Raw genomic sequence first — 12,927 nt, 5'->3', positions numbered from 1 at the left:
TCTCTTCTCACCTCCAGAAATTCTGAGAAAAGACGTTGTCCATTTCTCATACCTCATTGTAAACATTGTATTCGTGAATATCAAGATGGTTGAAAAAAAATCGTGAAAGGGCACCAAAAACATCTTTTCTGCTCCACATGGCAGAATGATGGACTATAATTAGATTACAGTAATTACTTACCCGAAATCGGGGGATGAAATTATAACAATGAACATTCAATTTATGGAAGGGCTTTTTCTCCTTGCAGCGTCAAAGTTCCAGGGCGAAAGAACGCCGCAGGCAATCGTACATTTACTGAAAGGGCGGAAAAATAACCAGGTGATTGCAGACGCTGCTTTGTTCGGCGTATCCATGTTGTATGGAGCATTACACGCGTTTTCTGTGGAAGAAGTGAGGAGAATGCTGGACGATTTGATCGCGCGCGGCTGGCTCGGAGTGCGGCCGGGAAAGAAAGCGGGCGTCTTCTGTTTGCCGGCCGGCGAAGCCGCACTAATGAAAAGGGAGGCACGCTTCAGATATGAAGCCTGTTGCAGGTCCGTTTCGTCTGTTCATGAAAAAGTGCGTGCCGCACGCTTCTGGAAAAAACTCTCTCTTTTGATTCAGACGTTTTCATATTGGATTGCGGGAGAGACACTGTTTTATCCGGTGGTGGAACAGCGGGAACTTCAGTACGAAGTCAAGCGTGTAATAAAAACGTACCCGGACAAACTTGAGGCGGCACGCCGTATGAAAGAAGAAATGGTACGCTGGATGGAAGGATTGGCAGAAGAAGAGAGGATGCTTCTTTTGCGTCGTTTGAGCGGAAAGGCAAGAGCGGGACTAACGTATCGTCAGCTGGCCAGTATGCTTGATACGGCGGAAGGAGCGGTTGAGATGCACGTGCTTCGCTTGGCTGCCGAACAGTTGCGCCGCCTTAGTTCCGGAGCCTATCCGATGCTTGCAAAGGTAGCTGGAAGCCGTTCCGACGATGCCGCGCTTACGCAAACAGCCCGCTGGACGAAAGCGTTGCTTGCAGCGGGGTTCTCGCTGGAAGAAATTGTTCGTCAGCGTGGTTTGAAGCCCGGTACGATCGAAGATCACATTGTTGAAATTGCCATTGCCGATCCCGCTTTTGATATCCACCCATTTGTTTCTCCAGAGAAAGTGGAACGCATTCATGCGATTGTACGCGAAAAGGGTACAAAAAAAGTTGGGACGATTAAGCGTGAAGCGGGCGATTCTTACAATTATCTTGAAATTCGTCTTGCTTTGGTACGCGCTTCCCAAGGAGGAAGGTGAAACATCGTGAATGCGGCGGTAGACGAAGCATTGCGCACGGCCTTGAAGCGTTATTTTGGGTATGAAGAATTCAGGCCGGGCCAGTTGGAAGTTATGCGTTATCCGTTTGCGGGCGCGAACGCGCTTGGCATTTTAGCGACCGGAGGCGGGAAATCATTGTGTTACCAGCTTCCTGCGCTGGTGCTTCCCGGAATGACGGTCGTTGTTTCGCCGTTAATTTCACTGATGGCGGATCAGGTGCGGAATTTGCGTTGCCGGGGGATTCGGCACGCTGAATATATTAACAGCGCACTTTCTGCGCGAGAACAACGCTGGAAGCTGGCGCAAGTTATCGAGGGAAAAGTGAAAATCCTGTATGTTTCTCCAGAAAAATTGCAGCAAAACGATTTCATGGAGCAACTGGAACGCGTGCCTGTATCGCTGTTTGTAGTCGATGAGGCCCATTGTATTTCACAGTGGGGACACGATTTCCGCACGGATTACCAGCGTTTGCATTCATGTATCTGCAGGTTGGGCGCACCGCCGGTGCTAGCGCTGACGGCAACCGCTACAAGGGCCGTGCAGCAGGATATTTGCCGTGCGCTTTCGATTCCACATGAACATATCGTGCTTACATCGATTAATCGGGAGAATATTTGCTATGATGTTGCATTTTTGGGCGATGAACGGGAGAAGGAAGCAGCGATGTTGGACAAGTTGAGGACGCTTAAAGGACCTGGACTTGTCTATTTCCGCTCCCGAAGCGCGACAGAACGCGCGCACAAGCTGGCGCAGGAGCAGGGGATTGAGCGCTGTGCTGTTTATCATGGCGGTATGGGAGCAGAAGAAAGGTTGTTGATCCAGCAACAATTCCTTGGAAATGAACTGAATGTAATATTTGCGACGAACGCGTTCGGGATGGGCATTGACAAGCCCGATATCCGGTTTGTACTGCATTATCATATGCCTCCTGACATAGAGTCATATTTGCAAGAGGTCGGGCGCGCCGGAAGGGACGGACAATTAAGCTATGCCTGTCTTCTTTTTACACCGGATGACCATATTTTACCCGGCCAGTTGATTGCCGAGGAATATCCGAACGAGGTACAGATTCGAAATTTCTACGATGCTTTGTTCTCTGCTGATAGGCGGATGAAGGGGGTGTCTGAACAAGAGGCGCTTGCGGCATGGGGGCTGGAAGCGCAACAGCTTTCCATTTTGCTGTATCATATGGAACGTCTTGGATTGTTCAGAAGGTTGCGCCGAACAACGAATGGCTGGGAATGGGAAGGCGCAGATTCGCAACCGAAAAGCTTTCAGTCCCTGGCACAGATCGTTTTCCAGCGGCGTGCGGAGAGATACGAAAAGCTAGCAGAAATGCGACGTTGGGTGTCCAGTTCAGAATGTCGACGGCTTACGATTGGACGCTATTTTGCACAGGAGCATCGCGCGGCTTCGGGCAGTTGCTGCGACCGCTGCGGAATCGATATGACCCTTTATCAAGACGGGGAAGAGAGAGACAATATGTTAGAAGAAGCATGGGACTGGAGACAAGAGTTAGATAGTTTGCTTCCGGTTTCTCATGCGAATGGAAGTGACGAAAGATATGGATTCAAGATATACAAATTTAGATAGCCGGACATTGGCTTTAAATGTGTACATATCCCAGGCGATTTTATTTGCGCTCGGTCTTGCCGGGCTGTATTTTTTCTATATTCGCACCGGGGTGGACTGGACGCGTCCTTTTGCTTTGCAGGACGCAGCGGATGTATTCATATACGGCACATTGGCTGCGGTTTTGGTGATCGTCATAGAGGTTATTCTTATTTTGTTTTTGCCGCGTGATATGTTTGATGACGGCGGGCTTAACGAACTGTTGTTCCGTGATTTGTCTGTTGGGCATATTGCCATCGTATGCGCAGTGGTAGCGATAACGGAAGAGTTCTTGTTTCGTGCCGTTATTCAGCCTGGATTAGGAGTTTGGTGGACGAGCGTTTTATTTACACTCGTTCACGTACGCTATATGAAAAAATGGGTAATGATGACAGTGGTATTTGTCATCAGCGTACTGTTCGGCGTACTATTTGAGAAGACGGGAACCGTTTGGACGGTGGTATGGGCTCATTTTTTAGTAGATTTTGTTTTAGGATGCTTTGTGAGAAAAGGATGGTTTCTTGAGCGAAAGGAAGGAATTAGGACCGAAGGGTCGAATACGGAAGACAAGAATACAAACGGGGAGAATGAAGATGTCGATGAATAGGGAAAGACAAACCTCTACTGATCAGGCGGATTCGCTGCGGAAAATAGTGGCACAACAGCAAGGGGCACAGCTGGAAAAAGTGCCGACAGGAACGCTGCCGCCGCGCAGTACGATTCACAAGAAGCCCCCGTTGAATCTTACTCCTTACTATATCGGGGGAACTGTTCTTTTGTTGCTTGTAGCAGTGCTTTGTTTCTGGTGGTATGCGACAAGGAGTGTGCCGTCCGTCGCGCAACCGCGCCCGGAGGTAGGAAGTCAAACGCCTGCAAAGAAGGAATTGACATCTGTATCCGGAACAGCGGTATCCAAGCTGGAACCATCTCAGCAGGCCTCTCAATTTTCAGAGAAGCTTTCCGGTATGCAATCGTCGAAACCGCTGCCGGCTGCGCCGCCGAACGCGAACCAGGCGCCTAAATCCCCTTCTTCAGCGAAGGCGACTCCCGTCAATCCAAGCCAAACGCCGCCGAAAGCCAAGCCTGCGCAAGCAAAGGCAAAAGTGGAAACAGTCCATGCTTCAAAGAGTGCGCCGCCCTACAAAAAAAGACGGCTCCTGAGGCATAGGGTACAGCCGGGCGATACGTTGTACAAAATTTCCGTCATGTATTACGGAACAGGAAAATACCAGTTTTATTTGGCACGGTACAATGGTATCCGCAATACGAACAACGTATATGCGGGTTCAGTGATTAAAGTGCCGCTGCCTCCCCGTTAAAAAACAGACGCTTTTAGGCGCCTGTTTTTTCATTGAGTGGACAATGCCAGCGAGTTTTTCTCATTTTTGGATACACTACAGCGAAGAGGGAACTTTTATATAAGGAGGGACAATATGCCGCATATACGCAATCCGTTGATCGTACAGGCGGATCGTACACTGCTTCTCGAAGTGCGTCATCCGATGTACAGCGAAGTGCGGGATGCGCTTACTCCGTTTGCCGAACTGGTCAAAAGCCCTGATTATATTCACACGTATCGCTTGACGTCGCTTTCACTCTGGAATGCGGCCGCGCTTGGTTTAAGGGCGGAGACAGTACTCAGCGTGCTGAACAAGTACGCGAAATTTCCGGTTCCACCTTCTATCCGGGAAGAAATTACGCGGACGATGGGGCGTTTTGGGCAATTGCAATTGTTCGTGAGGGGCGGCGAGCTTGTGCTTGCGGCCGCCGAGCCGCGGATTATGGAAGAGATTATGAGCTATGTATCCATCGCTACTCTTGTCGGGCGACAGGTAAACGAATGTGAGGTTATAGTCCCGATCGCACAGCGCGGAATGATTAAGCAAACGCTGTTAAAGCTTGGATTTCCGGTGCAGGATATGGCAGGCTACACCGACGGAGAGCGGGTTACAATGGCCTTATGCGAGAAGAGAGGTTTTCAATTGCGGGACTATCAGAGAGCGGCGGTGGACGCGTTTTATGCCGGGGGAAGCGCCTCCGGCGGGAATGGTGTGGTTGTGCTTCCATGCGGTGCCGGCAAAACGTTGGTCGGTATCGATACAATGGTGCGCTTTGGCATGGCGACGCTTGTGCTGACAAGTAGTACTACTTCGGTTAGGCAATGGAAGAACGAAATTTTAGCTCGTACCACGCTTGCAGAAGAACAGGTCGGAACATACACGAGCCAGGAAAAACAGGTGCGCCCGGTTACGATTAGCACATACCAGATGATTACACATCGGGAGCCGGGCTCGGACGATTTTCCGCACTTGTCGCTGTTTCATAAACGCGACTGGGGATTGATTATATATGATGAAGTCCATTTGCTGCCCGCTCCTGTTTTCCGAATGACGGCTGACATTCAGGCTAAGCGCCGCTTGGGATTAACTGCCACGCTGGTGCGCGAAGACGGGCGGGCGGATGATGTATTTAGTTTGATCGGACCGAAAAAGTACGAATTGCCTTGGCGTCAATTGGAGGAACGGGGATTTATTGCGAGCGCAGTATGCATGGAAATTCGGGTGCCCCTTTCCGCTTCGCTGCGCGCAAAGTATACGGATTCTGGTGAGCGGCAGAAATTCCGGATCGCGGCGGAAAATCCGAGTAAAGTACCGGTCGTTAAAGAGGTGCTTAAGCAGCATCAGGGAGAACAGATTTTAGTCATCGGTCATTATGTTTCACAACTGGAAATGGTCGCGCGTGAAATTCAGGCTCCGCTTATTACTGGAAAGACACCGCAGGAAGAACGGGAGAAGCTGTACCGAAGGTTTAGGTGTGGCGATATCCCTACACTTGTTGTGTCGCGCGTCGCCAATTTTGCCGTCGATTTGCCGGATGCGAGCGTAGCGGTGCAAATTTCCGGCACTTTTGGCTCGCGTCAGGAGGAAGCGCAGCGCTTGGGGCGGATTTTGCGTCCGAAAAAGGATGGCCGGATTGCGCATTTTTATTCGCTCGTTTCCGCGAATTCGAAAGAAGAATATTATGCGCATAGAAGACAGATGTTCCTTATCGAACAAGGCTACCATTATAACTTAAGGATATTAGAATCTTTGCCTTCATAAACCTTCTAAAAATCGCTCGAAATGGGAAGATGTTATGAATGCGAGAAGGAGAGATGGATGTATGTATGATTGCGCGATCATTGGCGGAGGGATTGCCGGGTTGCAGGCAGCCATTCAACTTGGGCGCTATATGCACCGGGTAGTGGTTATCGACGCGAAAGGTGGACGCTCAACTTTGGCAAGGCGATACGGCAACATTCTCGGGTTTCCCAATGGTGTAAGTGGCAGGGAATTGCGGGAGGCCGGACGGGCGCAGGCGCGGGAGATAGGCGTTGAGTTCATTGAAGGAAGGGTAAGCAGTGCACATAGGAGAGGCAAAAAGTTTGAACTTGTCATCGGCAATAATGAAAAAACTGTATCGGCGAAGCGGCTGCTTATTAGCACGGGGCTTACAGACCGGATTCCGGAAGATATCGAAGGTTTAAAGGAAGCGCTCGGTTTGGCTGTTTACGTTTGTCCGGATTGCGACGGTTACGAAATCCGCGGCTTGCGCACAGCTGTGCTAGGCGCGGGGAATACTGGCGCAGCCATGGCTTGCGTGCTGCGTTACTGGACAGATGATGTGACGTATATTAATCATGAACCGGAGAAAAGCCCCGTTTCGGAGCGCTGGAAAGAAAAATGCACAGAAGCGGGCGTGCGAATGGTGAACGGACCTATTCTTGAGGTGCGAAGCGAGACGGAGGACAAACTATCGGGCGTCCGACTGGCGGACGATCGGATGATTGAAGTAGAAAAAGGATTTATCGCTTTTGGTCATAAAGCTGAGTCTGATATCGCCACTATGCTTGGCGTAGAACGGTTGGAAAACGGACATATTCCGGTGGACGGCAGAACGAAAGTAACAAATATCAAGCATGTATGGGCAGCTGGTGATGTGGCGGCTCATTCCCAAATGCTCTCAGTAGCGATTGGCGACGGTGCCCAGGCGGCGATCTGGATTCATAAGAGCCTGCAGGAATGAGAACAGTTTCTGGATGTATACAAAATTTGGATGATGATTCTGGCTCGGACTTTAGATTACAAATAAACTCCCTCCACTGCCAATGGCAACGAGGGAGTTTGTTTGCAATCTAAAACGGGACATAAGGTACTCACTTTATATTTCGTTTTTTTATTTTATCCTATTATCCCGCCTTCTTTTCCTCCTAAAAATGCTGCGAGCGGTTCGGCGAATAAATGCGTATCCAGTACTCCCGCCATATGACCGTGCGGACTGTCGATTTCATAGTACGACGCACACCCTCCTTGCCGATTCATGATTTCTACCACATGACGGCTATACTGCGGCGGGAATAACAAATCCGATGTGCACGGAATCATTAATACGCGCGCCTGAATTCGCCCCAGCGCCTCTTCAAGGGAAGCGAACCCACGGGCAATATCATGCATCATTGCGGCACGTGCGGTGTAAATATAATGATTGGCATCATATAAAGCCATACGTTCAGATACCGCTTTTTTAAACTTTTCTGTAAAAGGAGGGGCTTTGTCATAAGTAGAAATAACATCATGTTTCGCGTGGCGTGGAAAAGTTTCATCATACCATCCATAGTGGAAAGCAGCCAGGTGCATTAACTGGAGTCCCAAGCGCAGCCCATCCTCCGGCTCTTCTCCCGTTGCATACTGCCCGTTTTTCCACTTTGGATCAAGCGTAATCGCGTCGATTGCTGACTGCAAATAAGCGAGCGATGTAAGCACAGGTGTCTGCGCACCGCTGATGACCGCGATGCAGGCATCCATCATTTCCGGATAATGAACCGCCCAATTGAGCGCCTGCATTCCACCAGCGGATGGACCAAGCACCGCCACCAGCCGTTCAATGCCAAGCGAACGGATTAGTTCGCGCTGAATGCCTGCCATATCCCGGTAAGTAAAGCTTGGAAACGAAAGGCCATATTTTTCTCCTGTTTTTGGGTTAACTGTACTTGGCCCGGTTGTAATGACATGCGGATTTTTTAACTGGATATTACATAATGTGTCAGAACATATAACAAAGTATTCATTCGTATCGATCGCTTTATCAGGGCCAATGAGTCCATCCCACCAACCTGGTTCTGTATCTTCCGGACTGTATTTTCCAGCCGCATGGCTTGTCGCACTGAAAAAATGACAGACAAGAACCGCGTTGCTTTTTTCAGCGTTTAATTTACCGTATGTTTCAAATCCGATCGTTACCGGAATACTTTCCCCGCATTCTAAGCGGTAACTTTCCAATGAAAATGCCTGCTTTTTTATGTGTTCCATTGTCATGACGCGCAGCTCCTCCTTTTTTTGGCCTGTTCGCCGGTATAATTTTGTCGTCATTTCTATTATTATACAAGAGATGAAAAATAAGGGGACGCATTATAGAACATTTGCTATCCAAGCCGATGTTGCGGAGAAGTTTGGTGTTTTTTCTTATCTCTTATCTTGTTTATATGTAATATTTTGGTTTTTCCTCTTGTATAGTAGGGTATAGAAAAATACAGGCAAATTCACGATTTCATTTTGAGAAGAGTATGGTAAAATACAGAAGGATAGCGGCAGTTGAAGGGGGAAGACAATCTGGTGGATGACAGAAGCTGGGAAGAGTTCCTCATTCCTTACGAACAGGCAGTTGAGGAATTGAAAGTAAAATTTAGAGGTATTCGCAAAGAATTAAAAAAGAAAAATGAATATTCACCGATTGAATTCGTAACAGGTCGTATCAAAAAAATCTCAAGCATTCTAGAAAAGGCGCAAAAGCTTGGAATTCCGATGGACCGTCTGGAAGAAGTAGAGGATATTACAGGTATCCGGATCATGTGCCAATTTGTACAGGATATTGATCGTGTGGTAGAGCTTGTTCGCCAACGTAACGGCAAAGATATGACCATCGTCTACGAAAAAGACTATATAAAAAACCAGAAGCCGAGCGGCTATCGCAGCTATCATATTATCATTAAGTATCCTGTGCATACATCACAGGGTGAAAAAGAAATATTGGCCGAAATCCAAATACGAACGCTGGCGATGAATTTCTGGGCAACCATAGAGCATTCGTTAAACTATAAGTACGAAGGTAATATTCCCGAAGATATCAAAGAAAGGTTGCGAACAACAGCCGAAGCGGCGTATTTACTTGATACGGAGATGTCGGAAATCCGTGACGAAATCCGAGATGCTCAGCAAATGTTCGAATACAAATCAAATATCGTCTCTCGCATTTTGCAGGGGATTCAAAGTTTGTATCAGCGCGGGTTTGTGGTGGAAGCGACAGAGTTTCAAAACCAGTTCCGCCGGATGCGGGCGCGGGGTGATGTGGTAGAGCTCAGGCAGCTTTCCCGCACCATTCAGGCAAAGTTGCAAGAAGTCGAAACACTCGACTGATGTCGGGTGTTTTTTATCGTATTATCGGATGTTCCCGATTCGTGTTCAACCATTTCCTCGCTTTGTGGAATGATGCCTTGGCCGATGTATCATGGTCGGAATTTCGCCGGATGCTGGAATACAAAGTGGAATGGTACGGACGTACAATCAACAGTGGTGGGAGTGTTCAATTTTTGATAAAAGAATATAGAAAAGAGGGGAGATGATCATACTAAAAAGAAATACATTTTTATGCATACATATAGGAAGGTGGGTAGGCAATGAACCGCGATGAAAGGAAAGAGTATTGTGAAGACGAACCGAATTCGTACGGCGCGGGCATGCTTGTTTCGTTTATCATCGGAGCGCTTATTGCTATCGCAATGGTGTGGGGGATTTCGCGGCTAGAATTATGAAATTCTAGCCTTGCGTTTATGTCTCTGTCTCATATTTTTTCTTCTCCCACCTTGTACCTTGCTTTCACTCCATGTTATCATTAAAAAAGTCGCATAATATTTTTGAACAAAAGAGGATCATGCAACGTATTGTAATACTACCACCGAATTTGCGGAGGGAGGGGTCATAATGCGCGTTGAACGTCTGAATCAGGATAAAATAAGAATCTTTTTAACATTCGATGACCTGATGGAACGAGGAATTGAAAAGGATGATATGTGGCGTGACATTCCAAAAGTGCACGAACTTTTCAATGATATGATGAATCAGGCTCAAGACGAAGTGGGGTTTACGGTTAATGGACCCGTGGCAGTCGAAGTATTCTCCCTGCCGGCCCAGGGTATGGTTGTTATTGTAACGCGCGGCAAGACCGAGGTACATGATGACATGGATGATATGGACTACGATGACATATATGAAATGCAGGTCACATTGGAAGAAAGTGAAGATATTGTGTATGTATTTCAGGACTTCGAGCATTTGATTGCGCTTGCGCATCGCGTTAACGCCAAATTGATTGACGGCGGCAGCGCGTACGCGTACAACGGGCGCTATTACCTTGTGTTCGAAGAAATCGATCTACCTCGAGATGAATACAATGATTTCATAGCTTTGCTATCGGAGTACGGCGAAGCTTCCACCCTAACTAAGCACGTCTTACAAGAATACGGAAAAGTAATTGTAGATGGAGATGCGGTGAAAGTTTTCTGCCGATATTTCAGCTGATTGTGCATAAAAAGCGAAGCGCATGGCATGTTTCCATGCGCTTTTCTTATCTTTATAAAAATAATGAAGGCTGGCACTATTTGTAGGTGCCAGCCAAGTTTTTATACAGTAAGATTATTTTGTAAGTTTAACGGCATTTTTCTCGCCGCGTTTTACGTGCGAGCCAGGTGTCACGATAACTTTTTCACCGGAAAGGTTTGTGAAAATAATCGGTGTAATCGTTGACGGTACTTTGCCTTTGATTTCATTTAAGTTTACACGAAGCAAAGGTTGTCCGGCTTTGACTTTCGCACCCTGTTCCACAAGCGCTTCAAAGCCTTCTCCTTGCAATTTGACCGTGTCGATTCCGAAGTGAATCAGAACTTCGCGACCATTGTCAGCCAGAAGGCCGACCGCATGCTTCGTCGGGAATAGCGTAGTAACCGTTCCGTCTATCGGTGATACGACTTCTCCGTTATCCGGCTCAATCGCGAAACCATCGCCCATCATTTTTTGTGAGAAGACTTGATCAGGTACATCTTTCAGGTCTACCACTTTCCCATCGATTGGCATAATAAATGCAGCTTCTGTGTTTTCGCCCGATAGTGACGCATCTACAGGAAGTGGCGCTATTTCTTCTACATAAACAGGTTCTGTTGGGATTTTACCTGCCATTATATCCTTAATTTGTTCTTTCAACTGGTCGGACTTTGGACCGAAGATGGCTTGAATGTTATTGCCAACTTCGAGTACGCCAGCCGCACCAAGTTGCTTTAGTTTTTCCTTGTCCACTTTTTTAATGTCATTCACAGATACGCGTAAGCGTGTAATGCATGCATCTAAATGCTTGATGTTTTCTTTTCCACCAAGTCCTGCCAATACGCCAGTCGCAAAACGATTTGCGGATGCGTTCTCTTGATTGGTTGTTTCTTCTCCTTCACGTCCGGGTGTTTTTAAATTCCATTTGCGAATGGCAATACGGAACCCGAAGTAGTAAATGACAGAGAATACAAGACCTACCGGAATGACTAACCACCAGTCAGTGCGATTTTGGATAATCCCAAGCAGGATATAGTCAATGACACCTCCGGAGAATGTTAGCCCGATTTTTACATTCAGGAGATGCATAACCATGAATGAAAGACCGGCAAACACTGCATGTATCGCAAACAAAACAGGGGCAACAAATAAGAATGTAAACTCGATTGGCTCTGTAATCCCTGTTAGAAATGACGTTAGTGCCGCAGAACTTAAAATACCACCAACGAGTGCGCGTTTCTCAGGACGCGCTTCATGGTACATTGCCAGTGCGGCGGCCGGAAGTCCGAACATCATGAAGGGGAATTTTCCTGTCATGAATGTACCGGCTGTAAGTTCTACACCGTCTTTCAATTGAGCGAAGAAGATTTTTTGATCCCCATGAACGACCTGGCCCGCTTTGTCCACATATTCACCGAATTCGAACCAGAACGGTGCATAGAAAATATGATGGAGTCCGAATGGAATTAAAGAACGCTCAATTAGACCGAAAACAAAGGCTGCGAGTGTTCGATTCGAATCGATCATGCTGTGCGAGAATGTGTTCAGTGCATTTTGAATCGGCGGCCATACAAAAATCATGATAATGCCCAGCACAAGAGTGGAAGCAGCTGTCACAATTGGTACAAAGCGTTTTCCGGCAAAGAATCCTAAAAATTGGGGGAGTTCAAAGTTGGAGTATTTTTTATACATAAAGGCAGCCAACAGACCGATGATAATTCCACCGAATACGCCAGTTTGTAAGGTAGGAATACCCATCACCATGGCATACCCTTTGCTTTGTGTTATTGTTTCAGGCGTTACATTCAGGAGAACCCCCATTGTCTTGTTCATGACTAGAAAACCGATAATGGCAGCGATTCCGGCTACGCCTTCACCGCCTGCCAGGCCAACGGCAACACCAACGGCAAAAAGCAGGGCCAAATTGCCGAAGATAACATCTCCAGCTTGCTCCATCACCTTGAAAACCATCTGGAAGGCTGGTGATGCTAAGAATGTAAGCCTTTCCAATAATGACGGATTTTGCAGTGCGTTACCGAGACCTAGCAAAATACCGGCAGCAGGCAAAATGGCAACAGGAAGCATGAGTGATTTACCAACTTGTTGCAATACGCCAAAAGCCTTCTTAAACATGCTTATGTTCCTCCTTTTCCTTTACACGGATGCCACCACGCAAAAAAGGGCATGAGCAATAGAAAGTAGGTAGAATATACAGATACTGTTCTATAAAAAAACAGTGATATATTCTACATGCTTTCCATTACTCATGCCTGGTCGAACACAGTAACACGTCATGGATCGTGTAAATGATTTTTAGTGTGAAGTTTTTGAATCCGTTTTCAAAAGCGAACTCGGGCGCTTTATGAAAAATAATATAGTACAGGC

Annotated in this window: 12 protein-coding genes; 10 read left to right on the top strand and 2 right to left on the bottom strand. The window is 47.3% G+C overall.

Going from position 1 to position 12,927, the window contains the following annotated elements:
* The first annotated feature begins 208 nt into the window (after nt 1-208).
* From BLR88_RS03410 to BLR88_RS03385, 6 genes are all read left to right on the top strand, one after another.
* Nucleotides 209-1,279, top strand: a complete 1,071-nt coding sequence (locus BLR88_RS03410) for a YpbB family protein (RefSeq protein WP_057899342.1) — start codon at nt 209-211, stop codon at nt 1,277-1,279.
* A gap of 6 nt (nt 1,280-1,285) precedes the next feature.
* The gene (locus BLR88_RS03405; RefSeq protein WP_057899341.1) at nt 1,286-2,893 is read left to right on the top strand and encodes a RecQ family ATP-dependent DNA helicase; all 1,608 of its coding nucleotides are present in this window, start codon (nt 1,286-1,288) and stop codon (nt 2,891-2,893) included.
* Nucleotides 2,865-3,518, top strand: coding sequence for a CPBP family intramembrane glutamic endopeptidase (locus tag BLR88_RS03400; protein WP_175493551.1), 654 nt, complete (start codon nt 2,865-2,867; stop codon nt 3,516-3,518). The genes BLR88_RS03405 and BLR88_RS03400 overlap by 29 nt, the downstream gene beginning before the upstream one ends.
* A complete protein-coding gene (locus BLR88_RS03395) occupies nt 3,505-4,230 on the top strand; it encodes a LysM peptidoglycan-binding domain-containing protein (protein ID WP_175493550.1) in 726 nt (241 codons plus the stop codon). Before BLR88_RS03400 ends, BLR88_RS03395 begins: the two co-directional genes overlap by 14 nt.
* 114 nt (nt 4,231-4,344) lie before the next feature.
* Nucleotides 4,345-6,012 (top strand): DNA repair helicase XPB, encoded by a 1,668-nt coding sequence (locus BLR88_RS03390; protein ID WP_091259933.1) that lies wholly within the window; start codon nt 4,345-4,347, stop codon nt 6,010-6,012.
* Between the two features lie 61 nt (nt 6,013-6,073).
* Nucleotides 6,074-6,976, top strand: coding sequence for an NAD(P)/FAD-dependent oxidoreductase (locus BLR88_RS03385; protein WP_057899337.1), 903 nt, complete (start codon nt 6,074-6,076; stop codon nt 6,974-6,976).
* A 155-nt stretch (nt 6,977-7,131) separates the two neighbouring features.
* Here the strand turns inward: BLR88_RS03385 and BLR88_RS03380 are convergent, their stop codons facing one another.
* Entirely contained in the window at nt 7,132-8,259 is a 1,128-nt protein-coding gene (locus BLR88_RS03380; protein ID WP_091259992.1) for an alpha/beta fold hydrolase, read from the bottom strand.
* Nucleotides 8,260-8,562: 303 nt separating this feature from the next.
* Here BLR88_RS03380 and BLR88_RS03375 point away from each other — a divergent pair, with 303 nt between their 5' ends.
* The 4 genes from BLR88_RS03375 to BLR88_RS03365 all read left to right on the top strand — a co-directional run bounded on the left by BLR88_RS03375 (nt 8,563) and on the right by BLR88_RS03365 (nt 10,524).
* Entirely contained in the window at nt 8,563-9,363 is an 801-nt protein-coding gene (locus tag BLR88_RS03375) for a GTP pyrophosphokinase (RefSeq protein ID WP_057899336.1), read from the top strand.
* Nucleotides 9,363-9,569, top strand: coding sequence for a helix-turn-helix domain-containing protein (locus tag BLR88_RS20510; protein WP_082706048.1), 207 nt, complete (start codon nt 9,363-9,365; stop codon nt 9,567-9,569). Before BLR88_RS03375 ends, BLR88_RS20510 begins: the two co-directional genes overlap by 1 nt.
* A gap of 54 nt (nt 9,570-9,623) precedes the next feature.
* A complete protein-coding gene (locus BLR88_RS20315; protein ID WP_257721572.1) occupies nt 9,624-9,758 on the top strand; it encodes a hypothetical protein in 135 nt (44 codons plus the stop codon).
* A 169-nt stretch (nt 9,759-9,927) separates the two neighbouring features.
* The gene (locus tag BLR88_RS03365; protein WP_057899335.1) at nt 9,928-10,524 is read left to right on the top strand and encodes a genetic competence negative regulator; all 597 of its coding nucleotides are present in this window, start codon (nt 9,928-9,930) and stop codon (nt 10,522-10,524) included.
* Between the two features lie 114 nt (nt 10,525-10,638).
* On the opposite strand, the gene ptsG is transcribed toward BLR88_RS03365, so the two are convergent.
* A complete protein-coding gene (gene ptsG / locus BLR88_RS03360; RefSeq protein ID WP_091259932.1) occupies nt 10,639-12,675 on the bottom strand; it encodes a glucose-specific PTS transporter subunit IIBC in 2,037 nt (678 codons plus the stop codon).
* Nucleotides 12,676-12,927: the final 252 nt, after the last annotated feature.

Source organism: Aneurinibacillus thermoaerophilus, from assembly GCF_900099925.1.
GTDB lineage: Bacteria > Bacillota > Bacilli > Aneurinibacillales > Aneurinibacillaceae > Aneurinibacillus > Aneurinibacillus thermoaerophilus.
Note: the sequence above shows the minus strand (reverse complement) of the source record. Positions and strands in the feature narration are given on the sequence as shown.